The sequence below is a fragment of the Roseibium sp. genome, from assembly GCF_965233565.1.
In the GTDB taxonomy this organism is placed as follows: Bacteria; Pseudomonadota; Alphaproteobacteria; order Rhizobiales; family Stappiaceae; genus Roseibium.
This window is the reverse complement of sequence record NZ_OZ247494.1, coordinates 2961583-2985514: the sequence shown is the minus strand read 5'-3', so window position 1 is coordinate 2985514 and position 23932 is coordinate 2961583. Positions and strand designations below refer to the sequence as shown.

General features: G+C 59.7%; 29 protein-coding genes. 8 read left to right on the top strand and 21 right to left on the bottom strand.

Annotated features, from left to right (window positions below; all coding sequences use genetic code 11):
• Positions 1-3: 3 nt before the first annotated feature.
• On the bottom strand, positions 4-675 hold the full coding sequence (locus ACO6TG_RS13745; RefSeq protein ID WP_422378685.1) for a 2-hydroxychromene-2-carboxylate isomerase: 672 nt from the start codon (positions 673-675) through the stop codon (positions 4-6).
• A 77-nt stretch (positions 676-752) separates the two neighbouring features.
• Between ACO6TG_RS13745 and ACO6TG_RS13740 the strand changes: the two genes are divergently transcribed.
• Positions 753-1610: a phosphatase PAP2 family protein gene (locus ACO6TG_RS13740; RefSeq protein ID WP_422378684.1), complete on the top strand. Its 858-nt coding sequence runs from the start codon at positions 753-755 to the stop codon at positions 1608-1610.
• 10 nt (positions 1611-1620) lie between these two features.
• On the opposite strand, the gene ACO6TG_RS13735 is transcribed toward ACO6TG_RS13740, so the two are convergent.
• Positions 1621-1881, bottom strand: a complete 261-nt coding sequence (locus ACO6TG_RS13735; protein WP_094072875.1) for a hypothetical protein — start codon at positions 1879-1881, stop codon at positions 1621-1623.
• Positions 1882-1973: 92 nt separating this feature from the next.
• Positions 1974-2432, bottom strand: coding sequence for a low molecular weight protein-tyrosine-phosphatase (locus ACO6TG_RS13730; RefSeq protein ID WP_422378683.1), 459 nt, complete (start codon positions 2430-2432; stop codon positions 1974-1976).
• Between the two features lie 122 nt (positions 2433-2554).
• Between ACO6TG_RS13730 and ACO6TG_RS13725 the strand changes: the two genes are divergently transcribed.
• A complete protein-coding gene (locus tag ACO6TG_RS13725; protein ID WP_422378682.1) occupies positions 2555-2854 on the top strand; it encodes a 4a-hydroxytetrahydrobiopterin dehydratase in 300 nt (99 codons plus the stop codon).
• Between the two features lie 28 nt (positions 2855-2882).
• Here the strand turns inward: ACO6TG_RS13725 and ACO6TG_RS13720 are convergent, their stop codons facing one another.
• Positions 2883-3113 carry a sulfurtransferase TusA family protein gene (locus ACO6TG_RS13720; protein WP_422378681.1) on the bottom strand — a complete coding sequence of 77 codons (231 nt, stop codon included), beginning with the start codon at positions 3111-3113 and terminating at the stop codon, positions 2883-2885.
• Positions 3114-3332: 219 nt separating this feature from the next.
• Between ACO6TG_RS13720 and ACO6TG_RS13715 the strand changes: the two genes are divergently transcribed.
• The 5 genes from ACO6TG_RS13715 (at position 3333) to ACO6TG_RS13695 (ending at position 8424) form a co-directional block, all read left to right on the top strand.
• Entirely contained in the window at positions 3333-4151 is an 819-nt protein-coding gene (locus tag ACO6TG_RS13715) for a substrate-binding periplasmic protein (protein WP_422378680.1), read from the top strand.
• Positions 4152-4195: 44 nt separating this feature from the next.
• A complete protein-coding gene (locus ACO6TG_RS13710; protein WP_422378679.1) occupies positions 4196-4747 on the top strand; it encodes a DUF924 family protein in 552 nt (183 codons plus the stop codon).
• A gap of 424 nt (positions 4748-5171) precedes the next feature.
• On the top strand, positions 5172-5510 hold the full coding sequence (locus tag ACO6TG_RS13705; protein WP_198338252.1) for a P-II family nitrogen regulator: 339 nt from the start codon (positions 5172-5174) through the stop codon (positions 5508-5510).
• 20 nt (positions 5511-5530) lie between these two features.
• A complete protein-coding gene (locus tag ACO6TG_RS13700) occupies positions 5531-6883 on the top strand; it encodes an ammonium transporter (RefSeq protein WP_422378678.1) in 1353 nt (450 codons plus the stop codon).
• Positions 6884-7203: 320 nt separating this feature from the next.
• Positions 7204-8424 (top strand): ammonium transporter, encoded by a 1221-nt coding sequence (locus ACO6TG_RS13695; RefSeq protein ID WP_422378677.1) that lies wholly within the window; start codon positions 7204-7206, stop codon positions 8422-8424.
• Positions 8425-8474: 50 nt separating this feature from the next.
• On the opposite strand, the gene ACO6TG_RS13690 is transcribed toward ACO6TG_RS13695, so the two are convergent.
• The 7 genes from ACO6TG_RS13690 to ACO6TG_RS13660 all read right to left on the bottom strand — a co-directional run bounded on the left by ACO6TG_RS13690 (position 8475) and on the right by ACO6TG_RS13660 (position 13738).
• A complete protein-coding gene (locus ACO6TG_RS13690) occupies positions 8475-9155 on the bottom strand; it encodes an HAD family hydrolase (RefSeq protein ID WP_422378676.1) in 681 nt (226 codons plus the stop codon).
• A gap of 54 nt (positions 9156-9209) precedes the next feature.
• Positions 9210-10037 carry a carbohydrate ABC transporter permease gene (locus ACO6TG_RS13685; RefSeq protein ID WP_422378675.1) on the bottom strand — a complete coding sequence of 276 codons (828 nt, stop codon included), beginning with the start codon at positions 10035-10037 and terminating at the stop codon, positions 9210-9212.
• A gap of 48 nt (positions 10038-10085) precedes the next feature.
• Complete coding sequence (locus tag ACO6TG_RS13680; RefSeq protein WP_422378880.1) at positions 10086-10895, bottom strand: cation diffusion facilitator family transporter; 810 nt, start codon at positions 10893-10895, stop codon at positions 10086-10088.
• A gap of 350 nt (positions 10896-11245) precedes the next feature.
• Entirely contained in the window at positions 11246-12016 is a 771-nt protein-coding gene (locus tag ACO6TG_RS13675; protein ID WP_422378879.1) for a DUF1223 domain-containing protein, read from the bottom strand.
• Positions 12017-12163: 147 nt separating this feature from the next.
• Positions 12164-12787 (bottom strand): DsbE family thiol:disulfide interchange protein, encoded by a 624-nt coding sequence (locus ACO6TG_RS13670; RefSeq protein WP_422378674.1) that lies wholly within the window; start codon positions 12785-12787, stop codon positions 12164-12166.
• Positions 12784-12966 (bottom strand): heme exporter protein CcmD, encoded by a 183-nt coding sequence (gene ccmD / locus ACO6TG_RS13665; RefSeq protein ID WP_422378673.1) that lies wholly within the window; start codon positions 12964-12966, stop codon positions 12784-12786. The genes ACO6TG_RS13670 and ccmD overlap by 4 nt, the downstream gene beginning before the upstream one ends.
• A gap of 4 nt (positions 12967-12970) precedes the next feature.
• A complete protein-coding gene (locus tag ACO6TG_RS13660; protein WP_094072862.1) occupies positions 12971-13738 on the bottom strand; it encodes a heme ABC transporter permease in 768 nt (255 codons plus the stop codon).
• 156 nt (positions 13739-13894) lie between these two features.
• On the opposite strand from ACO6TG_RS13660, the gene ACO6TG_RS13655 reads away from it, so the two are divergent.
• Positions 13895-14527, top strand: coding sequence for a LysE family translocator (locus ACO6TG_RS13655; protein WP_422378672.1), 633 nt, complete (start codon positions 13895-13897; stop codon positions 14525-14527).
• Positions 14528-14560: 33 nt separating this feature from the next.
• On the opposite strand, the gene ccmB is transcribed toward ACO6TG_RS13655, so the two are convergent.
• The 10 genes from ccmB to ACO6TG_RS13605 all read right to left on the bottom strand — a co-directional run bounded on the left by ccmB (position 14561) and on the right by ACO6TG_RS13605 (position 23930).
• Positions 14561-15232, bottom strand: a complete 672-nt coding sequence (gene ccmB / locus ACO6TG_RS13650; RefSeq protein ID WP_094072860.1) for a heme exporter protein CcmB — start codon at positions 15230-15232, stop codon at positions 14561-14563.
• Entirely contained in the window at positions 15229-15843 is a 615-nt protein-coding gene (gene ccmA, locus ACO6TG_RS13645) for a heme ABC exporter ATP-binding protein CcmA (RefSeq protein WP_422378671.1), read from the bottom strand. Before ccmA ends, ccmB begins: the two co-directional genes overlap by 4 nt.
• Before the next feature lie 201 nt (positions 15844-16044).
• Positions 16045-16824 (bottom strand): hypothetical protein, encoded by a 780-nt coding sequence (locus ACO6TG_RS13640; RefSeq protein ID WP_422378670.1) that lies wholly within the window; start codon positions 16822-16824, stop codon positions 16045-16047.
• 210 nt (positions 16825-17034) lie between these two features.
• Positions 17035-17919: a hypothetical protein gene (locus ACO6TG_RS13635; protein ID WP_422378669.1), complete on the bottom strand. Its 885-nt coding sequence runs from the start codon at positions 17917-17919 to the stop codon at positions 17035-17037.
• A 46-nt stretch (positions 17920-17965) separates the two neighbouring features.
• Positions 17966-18742: a hypothetical protein gene (locus ACO6TG_RS13630; protein ID WP_422378668.1), complete on the bottom strand. Its 777-nt coding sequence runs from the start codon at positions 18740-18742 to the stop codon at positions 17966-17968.
• An 87-nt stretch (positions 18743-18829) separates the two neighbouring features.
• Positions 18830-19684, bottom strand: a complete 855-nt coding sequence (locus ACO6TG_RS13625) for a hypothetical protein (protein WP_422378667.1) — start codon at positions 19682-19684, stop codon at positions 18830-18832.
• 103 nt (positions 19685-19787) lie between these two features.
• Entirely contained in the window at positions 19788-20588 is an 801-nt protein-coding gene (locus ACO6TG_RS13620) for a hypothetical protein (protein ID WP_422378666.1), read from the bottom strand.
• A gap of 146 nt (positions 20589-20734) precedes the next feature.
• Positions 20735-21655: an RDD family protein gene (locus ACO6TG_RS13615; protein WP_422378665.1), complete on the bottom strand. Its 921-nt coding sequence runs from the start codon at positions 21653-21655 to the stop codon at positions 20735-20737.
• Entirely contained in the window at positions 21655-22653 is a 999-nt protein-coding gene (locus ACO6TG_RS13610) for a stage II sporulation protein M (protein WP_422378664.1), read from the bottom strand. Before ACO6TG_RS13610 ends, ACO6TG_RS13615 begins: the two co-directional genes overlap by 1 nt.
• Positions 22653-23930, bottom strand: coding sequence for a DUF58 domain-containing protein (locus ACO6TG_RS13605; RefSeq protein WP_422378663.1), 1278 nt, complete (start codon positions 23928-23930; stop codon positions 22653-22655). The genes ACO6TG_RS13610 and ACO6TG_RS13605 overlap by 1 nt, the downstream gene beginning before the upstream one ends.
• Between the last annotated feature and the right edge of the window lie 2 nt (positions 23931-23932).

The window sequence follows — 23932 nt, the reverse complement described above, 5'->3', positions numbered from 1 at the left end:
GCCTCAGGTCAGCTGTTTGGCGGCCGTTTCCAGGGCCTGCTCCAGCCGATCGTCTCCCCAAAAGAGCTCTCCATTTTCCAGGACGAAGCTTGGAGCGCCGAAGATACCGCGGTCTTCTGCATCGGCGACCGTGGCCCGCAAACCGATCTTGGTTTCCGTGGTGTGTGCCGCCTCCAGAACGGCTTTGGCGGGTGCACCAGCCTCCAGCAGCAGCTCCGCCATCAGGGCCTCGTCGGAAATATTCAGTCCCTGTGCAAATTCGGCGGCATAAACGGCGCGCGTGAACGGCCCGATCCAGGGTTGATCCCGGCCACAATGCGCAATGCGGGCAGCCAGCAGGCTCTGCTGCGGGAACGGGGAAGGCAACGTGAAGGGGAGGCCGTAGGCTTCGCACATGCGCTCCATGTCGCGCTGCATGTAGATGCCCTTTGCGGGATAAAGATTGAAAGGTGAAGTCGACCATCCACTCTTCTTGAAAATCGGACCGAGCAGAAACGGGCGCCAGAGGATCGTGACATCAAGGTCGGCGGCAAGGGTCTGGATGCGCATCGCCGAGAGATAACTGTAGGTGGACGCAAATTCGTACCAGAATTCTAGCGTCGGTTGGTCCTGCTTCGGCAATGAAACAACGTTCGTGCCGGAGGGATTTGCGGGCCGCAATTGTTTTGGCGCCATCTGTAACTCCGAGATCCGTGCCGTCAGGTCGGCAGGAGGGGATTGGATCGGTTATCCGGATGCGCTAAAGAGCTGCCATGAATCCGAACCGTTCCGCCGACCATAATCCGAAGTCCTTGCGTCGTAAAACAGCCGACTGGTGCAGGCAGCATCCGTTGATCGCGGTCGGCGTGGCCGTCGTCATCGTCTCGCTGTTCTTCCTGGCCTTTCCCCGAGTGGATCTCTGGGCGAGTGCGTTCTTCTTTTACGGCGAGGCCGGTTTTGCTGCGGAGAATGTCGATTTCCTGAGGGAGGTCCGGCATCTGGGCCCATTCCTGGTTCGGATCACGGCCATTAGCTGCGTGGCGATCCTGTTGCTGAAATTTCTGGTGCCCGGCCGGTCACCCCTGCTTCCGCTCCGCATGCCGCTCTTTCTGCTCTCAACGCTCATTCTGGGGCCGGGCGTTCTCGTCAATCTGATCCTGAAGGACAATTGGGGACGGCCGCGACCGCGTTCGGTGGAGGAATTCAACGGTGACCTGCCGTTCCAGCCGGTCTGGAAAATCACGGATTACTGCGACAAGAACTGTTCCTTCACCTCAGGCGAAGCGTCTGCCGCCATGTGGCTGGTTGCCCTTGTCTTCCTGGTGCCGGCAACCTGGCGCAAGGCGGCGTTGGCCTTCGTCCTGCCGCTGGGTCTGATCCTGTCGGTCAACAGGGTGGCGTTTGGCGGGCACTTCCTGTCGGACACATTGCTGTCCTGGGGCTTGACCCTTCTGGTCATTCTTGTCGCTTATCGCCTTCTCTATGTGAACACCCCGCCCCTTGTGAGTGACCGGCAGCTGGATGAGTGGTTCACCAAACGCGGGCGGGCGGTGCAACGCATTGTCCAGCGGTTTCTCGTGCGCGGTCGGCGCTGGATGCGCGGTGCCGTGAAGACCTTTTCGGAAAGCTGAGCAACGACAGCTATTTCTTTCGCGGCCGTGTTCGTTTCAAGATCCGGGCAAAGCGAAGGGGGGACCTGTCCTCGACCCAGGTGATCGCCGAGTTGAGATGTTCTGTCTTGCGGCGGCGGCTGCGCAGCATGCGCGCGGCGCTGCGGCTCGTCCCGATGATGACGATCATGCCGAGCGCCAGCAAGGGCACGCCGGTCGGAATGGGCAGCCAGACTGTTGCCAGCCCGGCAAGGATCAGGACTGCCGCAAGGGACCACCACAGAAGTTTCATGGTTCACGCCAAGGGATAAGGTCGGGACGACCACCAATACAGCAGTCAGTGATACGGATTTATGACTGCTGACAGGCAATCACAAGCCTGGGTTAACCGCTTCTTTCCAGATCGGTCAGCAAGTCCCGACAGCCTTTCCGGACCAGGTTGAACACATGATCGAAGCCATCTGGGCCTCCGTAATAAGGGTCCGGCACGTCCGCAGCCGGCTCGGCCAGCAGAAGCCGCAGTTGTGCCTTCGCACCGGTGTCTCGGGCCTTCAGGGTCGTGAGATTGTCGCGGTCCATGGCAATGATGGTGTCAAAGGCCTGAAAGTCGTCCGGGCAAACTTGCCGGGCGCGTTGGGTGCTCAGGTCGATCCCGTGGCGCGCGGCGACCTCAACGGAGCGCGTGTCCGGCGGATTGCCGCTATGCCAGGCACCGGTCCCGGCGGAATCGATCAGGTAATGATCCGATGCCCCGGCCTCGTCGACCAGCGAGCGAAAGATGCCTTCGGCAAGGGGCGAGCGGCAGATATTACCAAGGCAGACAAACAGAACGGCGTGGGGCAATTTTCATTCCTGAACGAGAACCAGGTTGCACCGTGACGCGTTCAGGCGGCAGATGCAATCATCGCCTTTGAACTGGCAAGAGCTTGCGCTAGATGAAGGGGTAGGATTGGCAGGAGGATCAGATGGCAGAGCGACTGAAACCGGAAGACCGGGCGGCAGGTTTGGCGGCGCTGCCCACCTGGCATCTGTGTGATGGGCGCGAGGCCATCTCGAAGTCCTTCAAGCTGCGCAATTTTCAAGAGGCTTTTGCCTTCATGACGCAGGTTGCGATGGTCGCGGAAAAAATGAACCATCATCCGGAATGGTTCAATGTCTATCGCTCCGTGGATATCACGCTCGCGACCCATGATGTCGGCGGACTGAGCCGGCTGGACCTGGATCTGGCGGCGGAAATTGATCGGATCGCGGGCAACTACGCCTGATTTCCCGTTCCCTGGCCAGTGGAGTTCGCTAGGCGCCTTTGGCGAGTACGAAACGATGGCCGCCGTCCAGACGCTCAGCCTCCAGAAGTTCGTGGCCGTTTTCATTGCAGAAATGCGGAATGTCGATTTCTGCCATCGGATCGGTGGTCAGCACCGTCAGCCGGTCACCCGCATTCAGACGGGTTAGCGCCTTGCGGGTTTTCAGGACCGGCAAGGGGCATTTCAGGCCTTTCAGATCAAGCTGTGTTGCCGATGACACCAATCAGTCTCCATTGAAATACGGGCGTAATACCCGCAACATAGTCAAATTGAGCCGGATGGACAGTGGTTCATACAAGTTTAGGAGTTGAAATCTAGGTTGTGTTGTCAGGTCGGTGCAGCTGGGCCGATCATGCGACTTCTCGCAGGCGCATTGCCGGTCTGGAAAGCCCCCGACCTGATGGCGTCAACGAGAGGCACGGTGCAAACAGGGGCGATTATGAGAGCAGGTTTTTGGAGCGTCGCGTGTGCTGCGCTCATCTTTCTTTGCCTTTTGAATCCGTCGGCAAATGCCGAGCCGGAGGAAATCTCTCTTGTCACCCAGAGTTTTGCGCCCTTGCAGTGGGACAATGAGGGCACGCCTGACGGCTATGTAACGGCCTTTCTTCTTGCTGCGGCGGAACGGGTCAATCAAACCGTTCCGGTCACGATTGCCGGTTATGAATTTCTTCCGTGGAAACGGGCGATGCTGATGGCGGAAACCGTTCCGAACGTGATGTTCTTTTCTTTGTCGCGCACGCCCGAGCGGGAGCAAAAATTTCATTGGCTCGGTGAAGTGTCACCTTATGGTCAGTATCTCTATCGGTTGGATTCCAGCCCCGGCGTAGAAGTCGAAACGCTCTCCGATCTTCGTGGGCTCGACGTGAAAATCGGGGTCCAGGACGGCGGCAATCTCCATGCGCATCTGACAAGGCTCGGTTTTGACCAGGAATTGGTGCCGATCACCGACTACCATCAAGGCATAGAGATGCTTTTTCTTGGCCGGGTTGACCTGTTGCCACTTACCGGTTTTCTGGCAGAGGCGAGCGCCTGCAAGCAGGGCTATGACGGCAGTCAGCTGAAGCCTGTGCTGTTTGTCGAAGCGCTTGCCAAGCCACTTTGGGCGGTGTTCAGCAAGGGCACGGATCAAGAGCTCGTCGCGGCGTTTCAGGGAGCCATAGAAGACTTGAAGGCTGAAGGCTTCCTGGACGCCCAGATCCGGGAACATCAGGCCAATTGGCAGACACTTGCCTGCGGCGCCTTGACAGCGGGCAAATGACACACGACGTCAAAGCTCCTGGCAATGAAACTGGATTGGCTCGCATGAACGGAACGGCAATCACTCCCCTGGATGTCCTCGATTTCTGGTGGCAGGCAGGCGCTTCGAAATGGTTCGCGAAGGACGACAAGTTTGATGCGCACTGCAAGAAGACGTTTCTGGAGGCCATAGAGGCTGCCGCCTCCGGCGCGCTTGACCACTGGCTCGACAGCGCCGATGGCGCGTTGGCGCTGCTTCTGCTGCTCGATCAGATGCCGCGCAATGTCTATAGAGGGACGCCGGATGCGTTCAAGGCGGACGGCAAGGCTGTCGAGGTTGCTGAAAAGGCGCTCGAAAAGGGCTTTGACAAGGCCTATCCCAAAGACGTCAGGGGCTTCTTCTACCTGCCATTCGAACATTCGGAAAACATGGCGCATCAGGAGCGCAGTGTGGACCTGTGCCGCCAGCTTGGCGACAGGGAGCTTTATCACTACGCGCTGATCCACATGGATGTGATCCGCCGCTTCGGTCGCTTTCCGCACCGCAATGGTTTCCTCGGCAGGCAGTCCACGCCGGAGGAAGAAGCCTACATGGAAAGCGGAGGCTTTTCGGCCTGACGCGCCGATTCCCGATCCCGCCTGAGGGCGCGATGCGCCTGTCAAAAGGCTTGCTGCCTCGTTTTTGTGCGTGCAAGTCCAGAGACTCTGTTTTGCCTATTTTTTGACCAGCAACATATTAGGAGGTCAAAAAATAGGCAGAAAACCTGCCTGAAATCCGGTCAGTCCCGGTTCATCATTTCTTTGCTTTTTTGTTTTGTTGCGGTGCAAAACCGCGGGTTTCCGCCATCCATTCTCCCGAAATTCGAAGTTGGCACGGTCTTTGATTAGTAGAGGCCGACACCGGCCCGGACCCACAAGCGTGGGCAAGCCAAAGACCTGAGACGCTCCTTCCAGAGGGGGGCACAAGCAGGCGCGCAGTCCGGGGTGGTCGGCCAGCTTCTTCGACGGGAAGGGGCGTCAAGCAAGGGGAATGGAACGAGCAATGAAAATAGTGATGGCCATCATCAAGCCGTTCAAGCTCGACGAAGTGCGGGATGCTTTGACCGGCATCGGCATCCAGGGTCTGACGGTGACGGAAGTGAAGGGCTATGGGCGCCAGAAGGGGCACACCGAGATCTACCGCGGCACCGAATATGCCGTCAGCTTCCTGCCGAAGCTGAAGATCGAAGTCGCTGTGGACGCTGCCTCCGTCGACAAGGTTGTCGAAGTGATTTCGGGTGCCGCCAAGACCGGCCAGATCGGAGACGGCAAGATCTTTGTCCACTCGATCGACCAGGTCGTGCGCATTCGTACCGGCGAAGCCGACGCCGAAGCTCTCTGATTTAGGTAAGGAAACGTATCATGAAAAAACTAGTCGCTATGGGCGCGACGTCGCTTGCCCTGCTGAGCCTTTCGGCTCTGCCGGTGCTCGCGCAGGATGCCGAGGCCGCTCCGGCCGTTTCTCCCGAAGTTGCTTACATCTTCAATACGCTGCTGTTCCTGATCGGCGGGTTCCTGGTGATGTGGATGGCAGCTGGCTTCGCCATGCTGGAAGCCGGACTTGTCCGGTCCAAAAACGTGTCAATGCAGTGCCTGAAGAACATCTCGCTTTATTCGATCGCGGGTCTGATGTTCTGGATCACCGGTTACAACCTCATGTATTCTGGCGTTGACGGCGGCTTCATGGGCTCCTTTGGTCCTTATTCCTTTGACGCCGTCGGTGGCGATGCGCTCGACACCGGCTACTCCACGGCCTCCGACTGGTTCTTCCAGATGGTGTTCTGTGCGACCACCGCGTCCATCGTGTCGGGTACCCTGGCTGAGCGTATCAAGCTGTGGCCGTTCCTGATCTTCACCGTGGTTCTCACGGGTATTCTCTATCCGATCACCGGTTCCTGGGAATGGGGCGGCGGCTGGCTCAACGGCGAATTCGTCACGGGTATCGGCGGCGCTGAATTCTCCGACTTCGCGGGTTCCACGCTGGTGCACTCCGTTGGCGGCTGGGCTGCTCTGACCGGTGCAATCATCCTCGGTGCGCGTAAAGGCAAATACGGTGCAGACGGTTCCGTGCATCCGTTCCCGGGGTCTTCCATGCCGCTGGCGACGCTGGGTACCTTCATCCTGTGGCTCGGCTGGTTCGGCTTCAACGGTGCGTCGCAGCTTGCCATGGGCTCCATCGGTGACGTCTCCGACATCTCCCGCATCTTTGCCAACACAAACCTTGCCGCAGCTGCCGGTGTTGTGGTTGCCGTCCTGCTGACCCAGGTTCTCTACAAGAAGGTCGACGTGACCATGGCCCTGAACGGTGCCCTGGCCGGCCTGGTGGCCATCACGGCCGAACCGCTGCAGCCGAGCGTCTGGGCTTCCGTCTTCATCGGCGGTGTCGGTGGTGCCATCGTGGTCTTCGCCGTGCCGATGCTCGACAAGTTCAAGATCGACGACGTCGTCGGTGCCATCCCGGTCCACCTGTTGGCAGGTATCTGGGGCACGCTGATCGTGCCGCTGACCAACTCCGATGCTTCCTACGTGTCGCAGCTGATCGGCATCATCTCCATCGGCCTGTTCACGACGGTCACCAGCGCGGTTGTCTGGTATGTCCTGAAAGCCTCCATGGGCATCCGGGTCTCCGACGAGGAAGAGGCTCTCGGTCTCGACAAGGTCGAGGTTGGCGTCGAAGCCTACCCGGAATTCGGTACCGGTTCCCAGCGTCTCTGATCGGAGACGCGGACAAAAATCTCCCAGGCGGTCTATTGGCTCAGACCGCAAACTTGGAAAGCCCGGGGGCAACCCCGGGCTCTTTTTTGTGTCCGCCACAGCAGTCCAGCTCCTGTTGTGGGTCTGCACAAAAAACAGACAATTGAACAAGATCTAACCGTTCGACTGGGTCAAGCTGCGGTCCCTCATGACAAGTTCGCCTAAGAAAACGGCGATTTTCTGCGTTTTTCTTGATCAGTTGCCCAATTGGCATGCTGTTTGAATGCATTGGCTCCCGAAACGCATAAACAAAGGGCAGATTGCCCAACTGGGGGTCAGATATGAATGAAACAGGAGTGGGCGGGGACGTCTTTTTTGTCCTCGTCGGGGCCATTCTCGTGTTCGCCATGCATGGCGGCTTTGCTTTCCTGGAAGTCGGGACCGTTCGTCACAAGAACCAGGTCAACGCGCTGGTGAAGATCCTGGTGGATTTCGCCCTGTCGACCGTTGCCTATTTCTTCGTTGGCTACGCGATCGCCTATGGAACCACCTTCCTGGTGAATGCCGCAACTTTGTCCGGCGGCGGTGAAGGCTTTGAACTTCAGGGTCTGACGCTGGTTAAGTTCTTTTTTCTGACCACGTTTGCCGCGGCCATTCCGGCCATCATCTCCGGCGGCATTGCAGAGCGGATGAAATTCTGGCCGCAATGCCTGGCAACAGTCGCGCTGGTGGGGATTGTCTACCCGTTGTTCGAAGGTCTGATCTGGAACGGCAATTTCGGGTTCCAGGGCTGGCTTGAAAATACCTTTGGCGCAGGCTTCCATGATTTTGCCGGCTCTGTCGTGGTGCATGCGGTTGGCGGCTGGATCGCACTCGCGGCCGTGCTGCTTCTGGGCGCGCGTCGTGGCCGCTACGATCGAAATGGCCGTCCGATCGGCATTCCGCCATCGTCTTTGCCCTGGCTGGCGCTCGGATCCTGGATGCTGTGTGTTGGCTGGTTCGGCTTTAACGTCATGACAGCGGCTTCGCTGGAAAGCGTCTCCGGCCTTGTGGCCATCAACTCGCTCATGGCCATGGTTGGCGGCATTCTGGTGGCTCTCGTTGTCGGCAGGAATGACCCCGGCTTTGTTCACAACGGCGCCCTGGCCGGCCTGGTGGCTGTCTGCGCGGGCTCCGATGTCATGCACCCGGTCGGCAGCCTGCTGGTCGGCGGTGTCGCCGGGGCGATCTTTGTGATCGGGTTCGAGATCTGCCAGAACAAGTTGAAGATCGACGATGTTCTCGGCGTCTGGCCGTTGCACGGTGTCTGCGGTGCCTGGGGGGCGATTGCCGCCGGTTTCTTCGGGCTGGAAGCCCTCGGTGGCATGGGGAGCGTTTCACCGGTCTCTCAGATCATCGGTACGGTGATCGGTGTCGGCTATGCACTGGGAGCCGGCTTTGTGGTCTATGGTGTTCTGAAAGCCGTGATGGGCCTGCGCCTGTCCGCAGAAGAAGAGCATCAGGGCGCGGACCTTTCGATCCACAAGATCAGCGCCAATCCGGAACACGATCTGGGGCGCTAAGCACTTTGGAAAACCGAACGGGCGGCTCCAGGGCCGCCCGTTTTGTGTGGTCAGGCGGCCGTGAGGTCGCGGAGCAATTCAGAAAGACTGCCGTGGCTGCCGACAACCCGATGGGCGCCAGCGGCGTGGAGCTGTTCCGCATGGCCGTCGTGGCTGTGGCCGCCACCGACAAAACCCCAGACGGTCATGCCCGCTGCCAGACCGGCCTTGACGCCATTGGCGCTGTCCTCGATGACGAGGGTCGCTGCCGGGTCCACCCTGAGTTTGTTTGCGGCGAAGAGGAACAGGTCCGGGGCCGGTTTGCCGTTCGTGACCTGTTCGCCGGAATAGATATGCGGGTCGAAATATCCAAACAGGCCCGTATGCTTGAGTTTGTGGATCAAGCGGTGCAGCCGGGAGGAAGAAGCAACGGCGCGCGGACCGTCATGCGCCTCCAGCAGCTGTTTGATGCCGCTGATTTCCGACAGTTCCCGGTCGATGCGTTCCAGTGTTGCCGCATCAAGATCCGGCCCGAAACTCTCCGGTAGAGGCCCTTTTCCGAGAACCCGGTAATCCGCATCGAGGGCTGCCCAGAAATCATCGCTGCCGAGGCCCTGGAAACGGTCCATGTATTCGTCCAGCTCGTAGGTGAGCCCGATCCGTGCCAGATGTTCGCGTTCCACATCGACATAGATTTTTTCCGAATCGACCAGAACGCCGTCGCAATCAAACAGGATCGCTTCAAATGCCATGCTTGTCTGTCTTTCCAAGGGGTTGAGGCCGCCCGTTTCCGGGGCAAGCGCAGTTTAGTGTGAGCCGTCAAACAGACCTTTAACGACTTGTCTTTGAAACAAGATGACAAGAAGTGCGGGGGGCAGCATGGCGATGACGGCGAGCATCAGGCCGCGCAGGCTGGAATTGCCGAAAAACTGCATGCCGCGAACGAGCGTGTAGGTGCTTTCTTCCGTCGTCACGATGACTGGCCACAGATACTGGTTCCAGCCATTGACGAACAGGACAAGAAACAGAGCCGCAGCGGTCGGGGTGGAGAGCGGCAGCAGGATATCTTTCAGGAATTTGAGCGGGCCGGCACCATCGAGCCTCGCCGATTCCAGCAGCGTGTCCGGCACTGTCAGGAGGAACTGGCGAAAGAACAGCGTGCCGAGGCCCGAGGCCACCAGCGGCAGGATCAGGCCGGACCGGCTGTTGACCAGCCCGAGCTGCGCCACAATCTCGTAAGTCGGCAGAAAACGGGATTCCAGCGGCAACATCAACGTCAACAGCAGAACCGCGAAGATCGCGCTGGCAAAGCGCACACGAAAATAGATCAGCGCATAGGCGGCCAGCAGCGAAAGCAGCACCTTCAACGCTGCAAAGCCGGCGCCGAGGAGAAACGAGTTCCAGAACATTGCCAGCACGGTCACGTCGCCGGAAAACCCGGCACTGCCTGTCAGAAAGCCCGAATAGTTCTCCAGGGCGCCTGTGCCAGGATCTAGCCGGGGAAAGGGGCGCGCTCCGGGAAGGTGCGTGGTTGCCGCCACCAGCATCCAGACGGGCACCACCATGAACAGCGCGCCGCAAATCAGGATCAGGTGATCCGCAAGCTGGGCCTGCCATCGCTGCCAGGAGGGCATCAGCTTGTTGCCTGGTGGTTTGCTGTTTGACGGTTCGACATGGGTTTCCTAGAGCACGACAATTCCGGAATGCTTGGCCTTGTGTTCGGGTTCCACATGGATGGTGATGCGCGCGCCGGGCACGTCTTCGGCGATGGCTTCCTCGATCCGGTCACAGATGTCGTGGGCTTCTTCGACCGGCATGGTGCCCGGAACCACGAGGTGAAAATCGACGAAGGTCGACCGGCCGGCGATGCGGGTGCGAAGATCATGGGCTTCGAGCGCACCCTCGCCGTGTTCGGAAATCAGAATGCGGATCTTTTCAAGGACCTCGCCGGAGGCGGCTTCATCCATCAGGCCGCCGACAGATTCCTTGACCAGCCCCCAGCCGGACCAGAGAACGGTCAGGCCGACGAGCACCGCCAACGCCGGATCAAGCACCTTCCAGCCGGTCAGCATCACCAGCACCACACCAAGTAGCACCCCGACGGAGCTGACGACATCCGTCAAGAGGTGCTTGCCATCGGCGACAAGAGCAGGCGATCTGGCCTTCCGGCCGCTGATCATCAGATAGCGGGCCCAGCCGGCGTTGATCAGGGCGGCGACCACGTTCATGGCAATGCCTTCAGAGGAATAGACCGGGCTTTCACCATGCGCAAAACCGATCCAGGCCTCCCGGAAGATCGAAAGGGCCGCGAGCACGATCATCACGCCCACCAGAACAGCGGCAAAATACTCGACTTTGTCATGTCCATAGGGGTGATTGCTGTCCGCAGGCTTGGCGGCAAACCAGACGGCTGCAAGCGCGGCCGTCGAGGAGGCAATATTGACCGTGGTTTCCAGCGCGTCCGAATAGAGCGCCACGGACCCTGTCAGCAGATAGGCACCTGTCTTGAGGGCCAGCACCACAAGGCCGACGATAATGCTGAAAAAGGCAATTTGCAGCTTGCGGCGCAGGTCCATGCCAGTCCCCCGAGGATCTGCTTTCCGGCCAAACCGGCGAAAAGCGGCGAACGCGATCGGCCCCCGGCAATCCGGCCGCCCTATCCTAGTTCGGGCAGCCCACCGCCTTTTGGCCGAGCCGCGCAAGGGGTAGCAGTTTTTGCGGGGACCGCAAGCCGTTACGGGGCCTTGGCCTCAGAAATATCGGGAAGAATTGTGTTTCGGTCACACCTTGCAGTGGTCAAGGCTTTTCCGGCCAGAGGGACCCAATCTGGCCGGAAGGGGCCTCAAAAGCCGCTTTGCCAATCCATCACGGCCGCACCGACAATCATGCCCGGCCCGTCCGGACCTTCGATCTGGACCAGGATTGCACAGCGGGCGTCGCCTTTCAGCATCAGCTTCGATTTCGGCATGCGGAAGGTTTCCACACCGCCGGACCACATGCCCATGGGCTGCATTTGCTGGACCACGTTGACATAGCGGATCTTGCGGCCCGCATTCTCGCCGCGGCCGATGTCGACCAGCGCCTCTTCCTTGATGCGCAGGAAATAGACGGTTGCCATCTTGGCGCCTTTGGGCAGGTCGCCGTCCACTGTTGCCTGAACCACCATGTCGGAGATCTTCAGATTGACCTTGGCCGTGAACGGATCGGTGCGGGCAAGCGCCGCACGCACATCGCCTTCCCGGCTGCCGACGACATGTTCTTCACCGTTGATGACCATTTGCGGCGTGTAGACGGAGCGGTCGCCGCGGCGGTTGGCATAGGCACGCTGGCGCTGCGAGAAAACCGGGCTGGCAAGCGTGTCCTTCCATCCGAGATAGTCCCAGTAATCGACGGGCATGAGCACGGTCAGAACGTCTTTTTCCTGCTCGACCAGCCGTTCGGCAAGCCGGTCTGCGGGTGGACAGGACGAACAGCCCTGGCTGGTAAACAGCTCGACGACCTTTTCAGGCTGCGCGCCCGCAGCACTCGACGTGGTAGCGGCAGCGACTATTCCGGCGATGACGACAAGTCCGGTTCGGAAAGCGCGCGACGCTTTCCGGGACAATATTCCCACCATTTGGCTCAATCCCTCGTTTGATTGCCCTTAAAATATGCAATGGGGCAGTCAATCGCGAGTCACGAGCCGGTGACTTTTTCGATTTATCGGCAATTTCGCGGAATTGTGAGAATTGCAGGCAATTGAGTGAGCCGGCGGTGGTCCTCAGCCGCCAGCCATCACTTTCCTCAGTTCCGGCAGGAAGGTTTCCTGATAGGTGGACGGGCTGAGCGGTCCGATGAACTTGTAGCGGATCATGCCTTTCTCATCGACAATGAAGGTTTCCGGAACGCCGTAAACACCCCATTCGATCGCCGTCCGGCCAATCGTGTCCGCGCCGATGCGGTCGTAGGGATTGCCCAGGCTGCCGAGAAACCGGCGCGCGTTTTCCGGCTTGTCCTTGTAGTTGATGCCGACCAGCTCGATGCCGTCGACCTTGGCCAGCTCCTCCAGCAACGGGTGTTCCTGGCGGCAGGGCACGCACCAGGAGGCAAAAACATTCACGACCGATATCTTCCCGACAAGGTCCGAGCTGGCAAAGCCGGGCATTTGCCTGCCGTTCTCGACAAGACCATCCACCGGAGGCAAAACAAACTCCGGTGCCGGCTTGTTGATCAGCGCAGACGGAATTTTCTGCGGGTCTCCGCCCAGGGTCAGCTGGAACAGGAAGAGGGCGGCCAGTGCTGCAAACACGATAAGCGGCAGCAGGACCAGAACGGGGAAGCCGCGTTTCGGCGGTGTTTCTGCGGCGTCCGTGGAGGACCCGGCATCAGCATCGGGGGAGGTCATGTTGCCAGATCACCCTTTTCTTCTTCCCGCGGACGGCTGACGCCCTGCTCGGCAAGTTCTTTCAAGGCCTTTTCCTGCAGGGCCTTGTCGATGCGCACCCACGCGATCAGACCAAGTATCGTCAGGGCGCACAGTCCATAGGACGCGATGATGAAACCGGCGTGCGGTCCAAGATCCATGGGGTTACTCCGCAGGCTGGGCGGCAGCGGTTGCCGTGCCGGGTTGAGCGGCGCTTGCCGCGTGCTGGCGCAGCCGGCGCACCCGCCGTCTCAGGATTTCATTTCGCATGGCCATCAGGTGCAGCACGAAAAACAGCAACGTGAAGGCAATGGCCATGATCAGAAGCGGCCAGAGAATGTCCGGATGAATGGTCGGGCCGTCCATGCGGACGACGCTGGCAGGCTGGTGCAGCGTGTTCCACCAGTCGACCGAAAACTTGATGATCGGAAGGTTCAGCGCACCGACAAGGGTCAAGACGGCTGCCGCCTTTCCTGCCTTGATCTGGTCGTCCATGGTGCGCCATAGCGTCATCAGGCCCAGATACATGATCAGCAGCACCAGCACGGAGGTCAGGCGCGCATCCCAGACCCAGTAGGTGCCCCACATGGGTTTGCCCCAGAGCGAGCCGGTCACCAGCGCCATGAAGGTGAAGGCGGCGCCGATCGGTGCAGCGCATTTTGCTGAAACGTCGGCAAGCGGATGTTTCCAGACCAGGGTGCCGAGAGACGCGATCGCCATGACCGAGTAGCACATCATGGCCAGCCAGGCCGACGGCACGTGGATATACATGATCCGGACGGTGTCGCCTTGCTGATAGTCTTCCGGCGCCACGAAAAAGCCGAGGTAAAGACCGGCTGCGAACGAGAGGACGCACAAGCCGATCAGCCAGGGCAGAACCACCTGCACCAGCCTCAAGAAGCGCGTCGGATTTGCATAATCCCAGATTGCCATGGAACCGTTCTAATCTAGAGCTGCGTCCGCTTCAATGGACCAGAGTGACACAGCAGCGCATTGCTTTTGGTCAATTGGCCTTGAAGCGCTTTGCGCTTGAAATGGCAGAGGAAACTGATAAACGGAGATTCCGGCTCCAATCTCAAGGATTTAACTATGCCGGACCTCTCCACGCTTGTCTTGTTCGCCCTTGCCTCGTTTGTGCTTACGGCCACGCCGGGCCCGGACATGCTGCTCATCGCTTCCAGAAGCATCACCCAGGGGCGATCCGCGGGTTTTCAGACCTATCTTGGAATTGCGTTGGGAACGTATTGTCATGCCCTTGCGGCGGCGTTCGGGCTGTCTCAGCTCCTTGCAACCATCCCGGCGGCTTACGAGGTGGTTCGATGGGCGGGGTGTTTCTACTTGCTCTATCTGGCCCTCAAGTCCCTGCGTGCCGCGCCACTTATAGGCACCCGGGAGACATGCCCGACCCGGCTTTCGGGCCGACGGATCGTTTTCGACGGCCTCGCCACAAACCTGCTCAATCCCAAGATGGCACTGTTCGTCGTTGCGCTGTTTCCGCAGTTTATTTCGCCGGGCTCGGGGGGCATCACGCTCCAGATGCTGGTGCTGGCCTCCGTGCTGAACGGGATCGGGCTTCTGGTCAATGGAGCGGTTGTCCTTCTCGGGGGACATTTTCGCGTCCATCTCGGACGGGTCTCACGGCTGCGCAAGCTGCCGAACTACCTTCTGGCAGGCGTGTTTGCCTTGCTGGCGATCCGCATTGCGACCGGCGACAGGCCCTAGCTGGAAAGGGAACGCACGGTTTTCCGCAGGCCCTCAGTCGGCGGAAAAACGCAGCGCTGTTGCAGACGCCAACGGGCCAATCACGGCGGCGACGAGGCTGAGGGCGCACAGGATCAGGAATGGTGTCAGGAAGGGAACAGGGTCATGCAGCGCGGCGTCGGTCGCACTAACGCCGAAAATCAGGACCGGAATGGCCAGGGGCACGACCAACACGGCCAGAAGCAGGCCACCGCGCCGCAGGGACACGGTCAGGGAGGCGCCGATTGCCCCGATCAGGGTGAGGGCAGGCGTGCCGACCAGCAGCGTCAGTGTGACGGCGCCCATGGCCACCGGGTCGAGATTGAGGAAAATGCCGAGAAGCGGCGCCGCGATGACCAGCGGCAGACCGGTTGCCACCCAGTGGGCGAGGCACTTGACCAGCACCAGCAATTCCAGCGGCCGTCCGGCCATCAGCATCAGGTCGAGCGTGCCGTCTTCCCTGTCCGCCTGGAACAGGCGATCCAGCCCCAGGAGCGTCGCCAGCAATGCGCCGATCCACAGGATGGCGGGGCCGATGCGCGCCAGGAGATTGAGGTCCGGGCCGACGCCAAACGGGATCACGGTCACGACGGCCAGGAAAAACAGGACGCCGACCAGTGCGCTGCCGCCGATGCGAACGGAAAGGCGCAGGTCGCGCTGAAACAGGGCGAAGCTCCAGGACGTCATGCCAGGATTTCCCCGGCAGAATCGAGTGCGGGTTCAGCCGCCTGAAGATGCAGTTCCCGGGTTCGGGAAAGCGCCAGTTCCGTGTGGGTTGCCGTTACAATCATGCCGCCATCGTCCAGATGCTGGTTCATGAGTTTCAAAAGGCCCGCTTCGGACGCCTTGTCGAGCGCGGAGGTCGGTTCGTCCATCAGCCAGACCGGCCGTGCCGTGACCAGCAGCCGCGCAAGGGCCAATCGCCTCGTCTGGCCGGCCGAGAGATAGCCCGCAGGCAGGCGGGCAGTGTGACCGATGGTCAGCAGTTTCAGGGCCTGTTCCGGCGGAACCGAGGTGCCTTGAAACCCGACCGCCTGAACCGGGCTGGTGAAACTCTTCCAGAAATCGAGGTTCTCCAGGACGCTGAGGGCGGCCTTGACCGCATTCTGATGGCCGAAATAATGCGCGTGCTCTTCCGCCGGCCGATCATCCTCACCGCCTTCGATCCGCAAGGTGCCACCGGCGAGGGGCACCAGGCCGGCAAGGGTGCGCAGCAGAGACGATTTGCCGATGCCGTTGGCGCCGGTGACCACCAGCGCCGTGCCGCTTTCCAGCGTGAAGGAGAGATCCTGGAACACGCGGCGGCCGCCACGGTCTATGGTCAGGTTTTCGGCGATGAGTTTCAGCGAACTGCTCCGGGAGACAAGGGACTGTTCTTGTTAGGGTCAGGTCCCTTGATGACGCAAGAAAAAATCCCCGCCTTAATCTCGGTCAAGGATCAAGGCGGGGATCATGTTTTCAGAGCGGGGTCAGCCCCAGCTCGGCTTCGGCGGTCCGGATCAGTCGAAGACGGAGGCGATCTGGTCGACGCTGACGCCTTCCTTGATTTCACGCAGGCGGGCGTAGAGCAGGGAAACCAGGATACTGCCGAGTCCGGCACCGATTGTTGAAAGGGCGGCCGACAGAATGATGTCGATTACCACGCTGCCGATCACGGCAGAGAGCAAACCGATAATCAAACCGGCTACCAGATTGATGATGAATGAGATCAAGATGATCAACAGGATGGCGCCGACGATAGGCCAGCGGTATTCCTTTGTGAGAGAAGCGCTACGACCCAGTGCCCCAAAACCAGCCCTTTCAATAACGATGGCTGGTGCCATTACGGAAAAAACCGCATAGATCCATAGACCGGGCACGATGAAAAGGGCCAAGCCTATCATTATCAGAATGCCGGACGCCAAGCCCAGGATGATAATCGGCAGCACGGCAGAAAAGGCTGGTCCGATGTATTTCCCAATCTGTACTGGTCGGCCAAGCTTGGCGTCATAGGCAAGCTGCACAAGCAACGCCGTTGTGACCGCATACACAATAAACTGGATGATGATCGTCAAAAAGATGGCGACACCACCGCCGGCGCCGGAAAAGTCGGGTGCGGCAGAGCCTGCGACCGCGCCGAAACCAATCAGCATCCCGGAAAGGACCAAACCGATTAGGGCAGGGCCAAACGCGATCAGAACGACCTGCAGGAATTTGCTAAACAGGATCGAAAAGCTTTCGCCGATGATCGAACCAACTCCGAGCGGGGCCTTTGGCTGGGCCGTGGTCGTATCCGTCATTCGATTACTCCGTTTGGTATAGAAAAATTGAAAAGAGGTTTTTGAAGTTCAGTCTAGAGGTCGCCGGAACGGCGCTTTCTTGTTTTTAGCGGCTACACCATAAGTCTAATAGGTGTGTGGCTCAAGCAGTGCATTGTTGTTTCTTGCAGGTTCCTGCAATGTGCTGAAGTGACTTTCAGTCGGTAATAAATCTGTAACGTCGCGCATTGTTCAGTCGAACACCTCGGCGACGCGATCAACGCCGATACCCTCCTTGATTTCGCGCAGGCGTATGTAGAGGATCGACACGACTATGCCGACAAGGCTCGTACCAATGGCATCCGCGACCGCAAACAGGACGACAGCCGCCGCCAGGCCTGCGAAGTTCTCAACGAGACCGGTCAAGGCGGCTGTGGCCAGAACGACCAGGGCGGAGCAGATCCAGACCGGTGCAATCACAGCGACGATCGGCCAGCGATAGCCCTTGGTAAGAGCGACGCTGCGGCTGAGGCCCTGAATCCCCGCCCCCTCCACAACAACGGCAGCCGGCATGACGCTCCAGGCGGCATAGGCCCAGATGACGGCAATCAGGAACAGTCCGATGAAACCAAAGCCAATGGGGCCAAACAAGACAGAACCAGGGATGAACAGCGCCAACAGGCCGCCAAGCAGCACCATCAGCGTCTGGGCGAGGATCAAGAGGCTGATCGGGACAACACTCTTCAACGCCGGCACAAGGTCCCGGTGGATGCGGATTGGCTTTTTGAACTTCGCATCGTGAACAAGTCGTACCAGCAGTGCGGTGACCATCGCATAAACCAGGATATCGACCAGCCCCGATAAAAGAATTGGCCCGCTTGCAGTGCCAGAAGCCACGTCCTCTTCAAATCCGATCGTGTATCTGATGCCAACCAGGGAGCCGGACAGAAGCACGCCCAGCAGGCTGGGCCAGAAGCTGATGGCAAGCACTATCGGCAACTTCCGGAACAGAACGGCAAAACAGTCGGCAATCAGCCTGCCGATGCCAAGAGGGACCTTGGGGCCGGGCTTTTGACCGTCCTGATTGTCATCAAGGCGGTTCAGATAATACTGCCTGATGGATGCGTTATCCGGCATGACAGGTCAGGCCTCTTGTTCCTGATGAACGCATGGGGGCGAGAGGTCAGTCAAATACGGATGCGATCTCGTCAACGCCAACGCCTTCCTTGATTTCACGCAGGCGGGCATACAGCAGCGAAACAAAGACGCTCAGGAGACTGGTTCCAACTGCGGCGATGGTCGAGAACAGGAGAACCGACACAATCAGGTTGCCCTGATATCCCAGCGTCTGAACGATGAAAAAGGCCAGGACGAAGATCAGGGCCATGCAGATGAAGATGGGGACAAGCGCGCCCAGTATCGGCCAGCGGTATTCTTTGGTGAGTTCCGCGCTGCGGCCAAGGCCGCTATAGCCCAGTCGTTCGATCACGACTGCCGGTTCCATGACAGAGAACACGGCATAGACCCACAATCCGGGGATCAGAAGGGCTATGGCAGCCAGCCCCACCATGACGCTGACCGCAAACCCGAGGATGACGATGGGGACGATGGCTCCCAGTGCCGGTCCGATATAGCGGGCAATTCTTATCGGCCGCCCAAGTTTTGCGTCATAGGCCAGCTGAACGAGAAAGGCGGTGGTGATGGAGTAGACCACCATGTCCACAAGTGACGTCAGCAGCTCCAGACCTGGTGCGCCGGAGCCATCGGCTGCAACCTCCTCTAGGCCGATTGCGACTTCAAATCCGACCAGGTATCCGGACAGAAGGACGCCGAGCAGGTTCGGAATGAAGGCGATCAGGACAATAGGGACAAAGTAACGGAACAGGATCGAGAAGCTTTCCGCGATCAGCGACCCGACGCCCAGTGGCTGCTTCGGTTGGTCTGGTGTGCTATCCGACATACGCATCACTCCGTTAGGTTGCCAATCGCGGCTTCAGGATTTTCCCGGGCGCCATGGTGCCTGTTCTTGCGCCGGGCATTTCGAAATTCAGTCAAAAACGGCAGCGACCTGATCCAGTCCGATACCTTCCTTGATCTCTCTCAGGCGGGCATAGATGAGCGTCACCATGATCGCCAGGAGGCTGGTTCCAGACGTGGACAGGAGCGCGAACAGAAGCGCTCCGATCAGGGGGCTGGTCATCATCGAAAAGAGTGCGATGAGCGCACCGACAACCAGATAGAGGATCAGGATGAAGATACTGGTCAACACTATCGTGCCGACGATCGGCCAGCGGTAGTTCCGCGTCAGTTCCATGCTCCGGAAGAAGGCCCGCAAGCCGGCCTTCTCGAAAAGGATGACAGGCGCACAAACCGACAAGGTGGCGCAGATCCAGAAAATGAAGCCCAGATGAAGCGGCAGGCCCATGACCAGCAAATAGGGGGTGGCTGCGGACAGCAACATCAAAAGGAGCTGCGAGGCGAACAGGATCAGAAAAATTGCAATGCTCAGAACCAGAATCGGAAATAGGGCCCGAAACGCGGGGCGGATGTACTGCCTCACCCGGATCCGCTGGCCAAGCTGCTCGTCATAGGTGAGCTGGACCAGAATTGCCGTGGTCAACGTATAGATGCATAACAGAAGAAACCCCATGAACAGCGACGTGAGGATCGTGCCTGGGCCGAGCGGGTCCGGGTTTTGCTCTGCAAGACCAAGTGCCAGTCCGGGCAGCACCTGGCCCAGGATCATCGGCACCAGACCGATAAAGCAAATTACGACAAAGTGGCGAAAGAAGATCGCGAATGTGTCCGTGATCAACCCTCCGACACCGAGGGACTGTCGTGGCCGGTTGTCCGTCATGGGGAGAGAGGTCTTGATCTCGGCGGTGGAGTTTTCGTCGTTCAAGGGTGTTGTCCGAAATGAGTTTTTGACTTTGGGTTGGAGTGGAGCAGCGAGAGAGGCAACCCCTTTGGTTCGCCTCGCTCAGGTGTTTCCTGCTCGGCCTAGATCAGTCGAACACGGCTGCAAGGTCGTCGACGCTGACGCCATCCTTGATTTCGCGCAGGCGGGCATAGATGAGTGCCACCGGCACGCTGGTCAGGCCAATGCTGATGGTGACCAGCGCAATGAAAAGTACAACGGTCGGTGTCAAGCCATAGGCCCCGTTGACAAGGCCCGCCAGATAGGTCGCGAGGAAGGTCATTCCTTGCGACACAAACCCGGCCAACAAGACCACGACAACGATTGGCCAGCGATAGCCCTTGGTCAGTTCCGCACTGCGCTGCAAGCCTCTGAAACCGACACGTTCGATGACGATCGCCGGAATCGCGGAGACGAAGACGGCCGAAACCCAGAGACCTGGTATCACAAGTGCGATCGTGGCCAGAAATGTCAGCACGGTTGAAACCAGGCCAATGATCACGACTGGCAGGATCGTGACCAGCGTCGGCAAGATATAGTGCGACAGGCGAACCGGGCGGTTCAGTTTGGCATCATAGGTCAATTGCACCAGGAAGGCGGATGCGATGTAGGACACCAGAATGCCGGCGATCACCGCCGCCAAAAAAGGGCCTGAATCTTCTAGCCCGGTGAAACTTGGCGCGGTCAGACCTAGCGCTGCCTCGATCCCGATCGCATAGCTGCTCATGACCAGACCTGCCGAACTCGGGACCAGGCAGATCAGGAAGATAACCGGGAAGCGTCTGAAAAAAATGTCAAACGTATCGCTGATGATGCGGCCCAGCCCAAGCGACTGCTTGGTGGAACCCGGAGCCACCGACTGGTTTTCGGGATAGGAAATATCGGACATGCAATCACTCCTGAAAATTTTTTTTGCGCTATTAACTATTACCCGCAACGGGTTCGAAGACCTCGATAGGGTCAACTGGCCTTATTGTAAATTATGACGATCAATTAATTTGCCGGAAGAGCCTTGAAGGGTGGTTCCCAGACACTTTATGCGTTGCGATCCTCGTTGGCATAATGCTTGTTCTCGCGCCGGTCGCCGAAAAGCTGGCGCTGTTCCAGGTGTTCGCGCTGGGCGTTGTAGAAGGCTTGCAGGAAACGAAGCCGGTCTGCCGGTGGAACAGGATCCGCATACCCGATCTTCTTGCGGATCTTTTCGACAATTGCCTCGATGGTCGCCTGCCTCTGCTTCGCAGATGCCGACCCGGCCGGCGTGTTCTGGCTGCGCAGCAGGGTCTCGAGCGTCTGCAGTTCATATGCGCCGTAATGGTCGAGCTGGTGCGCCAGGAAGGTGATCTTCTTGCGCCCCTCAATCGGCAGCGGTGCCTCGCTTGCCAGATCCTTGAGCAAGACGGGCACCGGAAGATGGATCACATGCGTGCCGGCCATCATGTCGCCAAGGCGGCGCCGGTATCGGTTGAAGAGCGGGATCATCAGGGCCATCGTCACCCAGGCGAAAGACGCCAGCGATTCGAACGGTGTGGCCGCGTTCAGCGTCAGCAGCAATGTTCCGGGCAGAAAGATTTCGGCTTCTTTCATCAGATTGCGCAGCACCAGCGCATGGGCTGTGAGCGGGCCGCCATCGTGGGAGACAACCTTGATCTTCATCAGGCGCTTGCCGAGCGTCTGGCCGTTCCAGGCCAGTTCCGCGCAAATGTAATAGGGCACCCGGATCAGGAAAAACAGGAGGGCACCAACCGCCATAAGGGTTTGCGGGCTGGTGAGATTAACGACCAGAAGAAGCACCACAAGGCAGACAGCTGCGATGGTGGTGATGATGATATCGGTGAGCTGGGCTGCAAAGCGCACGCCGAGACCGGCGATGGGCAGGTTCAGCGCAACACCTTCCGGCGGCATCAGCGTGTCGGGGGAGGGCCGGGCCCGCCGTCGTTCTTTCCAGCGGCGCAGCATCAGGTCCGCTCCCGTCCGGCAAGCGTGAACCAGGCCAGCCAAAGTGCGCCGATGCCCCAGCCAACCACGAGCCGGGTGCCGGTGTCGTTGATCAGCTGGCGGGCAAAGCCCTCCAGCAACGCAGCCACAAGCAGCATGAGCGCTGCGACCAGGGCCAGCTTGACCGCGTCCCGCCCGGCGAGGCGCAGTGCTTCCGCACGCGTTCGATCGCCTGGAAACAAGAGTGCCGTTCCCAGCTGGAGGCCGCCGCCGCAGGCAATGCAGATGGCCGACAGTTCGGTAACGCCGTGAACCGAAAGCCAGCCGGCAAGATCCGGACCCAGGCCGCGGTCAACATGAAGGGCGTAGAAAGCGCCGAGCATCAGGCCGTTGTAATAGGTCAAAAGGGCTGCCGGCGCGCAGGCGAACACGCCGAGGCCGAACACGAAGATCGCGATCCGTGTGTTGTGCGAGAACAGATAGGTCGCGAAGGCGCCAAGTCCGCTGGTGCCGCTGTCGTGGCCGTAGATCACATCGCGCAGGGATTCCGTCGTTGCATCCGGACCGCGGCCGCCGGCAAGTTCGGCCGGCATGAAGACATAGAACCAGTCGTTGTTTTCAAAATAGAGCAGGTATCCGGACAGCGCTCCCAGGCCAAGGCAAAGGAAGCCGAGCAGGATGAAGAGCCAGGAACGCCGCATCGCCTGGGGCGCGCTCTTGGTGAAAAACCGTTCGATCAGGCCACCAAGGCGCTGTTGGGGCGCGTAGACGCAGAGATAGGCGCGGGCCGTCAGCGCTTCCAGATAACCGAGCAGGGCCTTGTCGAGCGAGATTTCGCGGGCGATGGCCAGCGACGTGGTGGCCTGGCGGTAAAGCGCCGCAAGGTCGCGGGTCTCGGCAAACTCCATGTGCTGCAAGCCGCGGCTTTCGGCAGCCAGAACCAGTTGCTCCAGTCGTTGCCAGTCGGCTTCGCGTTCCTGCCGGAACCGGGCGGAACGGATCAGATCGTCGCCATTCATCAGATCAGCTCCCGTGCTTTGATCTCAAGATAGGCTGAAATGAGCCGTGAAGTGATGGCGTCGGGCTTGGCATCGACGATGGTGACACCCATGCGGCTGAGCCGTTCGAACACCATCCGGCGTTCGTTGATAGCCTGGTTGGCGGCAACCAGTGCCGCGGCACCGTCAATATCGTCCGGCGCAGTCTCGACCAGTTTTTCCAGGTCCGGATCGCGGATGGCGACAAAGATCAGAAGATGCCGCTTCGCCAGGATGCCGATGTTCTCGACCAGCAGCTCCGCGGAAGTCGTGTCGACGAAGTCGGTGAAGATGATGATCAGGCTGCGCTTGGGCGTGCGGGCGTTGAGTTCGGTCAGCGCCAGCGTATGGTTGGTCTCGCGGCTGACATAGTCGAGTTCGGCCGTCCAGCTTCTCAGGCGGGCAAAGGCGGTGCGGCCGGGTGCCGGGGCGGAAAAGGTGCGCGGACGGACGTCATAGGAATAGTGCCCCACAAGATCGCCGCCGATGGAGGCGGCCCAGGCTGTGGCTAGCGCGGCGGTAACCGCATGATCGATCTTCGGCAGGCCGCCGATCTCCTCGCGCATCAGGTAGCCGTTGTCGAGCGCGACTATGACATGGTGGTTGCGTTCCGCCCGCAGTTCCTTGGCAACCAGGGAGCGGCGGCGGGCCGACCGTTTCCAGTCGATCGTCTTGATGTCCATGCCCGGCACGAAGTCGCGCAGCTGCTGGAACTCGGACCCTTCGCCGATCGCCCTGTTTTCCTTCACACCGTAAAGCGTCGACATGACCGTGGTTGTAATCTGGCCGGACTGAACCAGGCGGATATTGGGCACCACCCGGATCTCGGCGCCAAGCTTGAGGCGTGGCACGAATTCGAGCAGCTTCAGCCGGGAACTCCAGCACAGCCAAAGATGTTCGAACTGCCAGACGCCGCGGCGCACGGCCCGGCATTCGATCACGGCGGCCGCCGTGTCCTCTCCAAGTGGTACAAAGGCAAACTCGCCGGGGCCTGAGAGGCCGTCCGGCCAGTCGAGTTTGGCTCTCAGGTCGTCCGGCACCCGTTGCAGGTCGAACCGCACCTTGGCCCTCTCTCCGACGAAGATTTCGGCCGGAGCGTCGATCTCGATCGCGCGCGGGCGGCGAAGCGACAGCACATAGTCGGCCATCACCACCAGCGCCAGCACGAACCAGGGCAGCCAGGTCAGTTCCCGGGCCGCACCGCCGGACCCGACTGCAAGCACGGACAGAACGAGCGCAGTCAGTCCCAGGGTGAGCAATC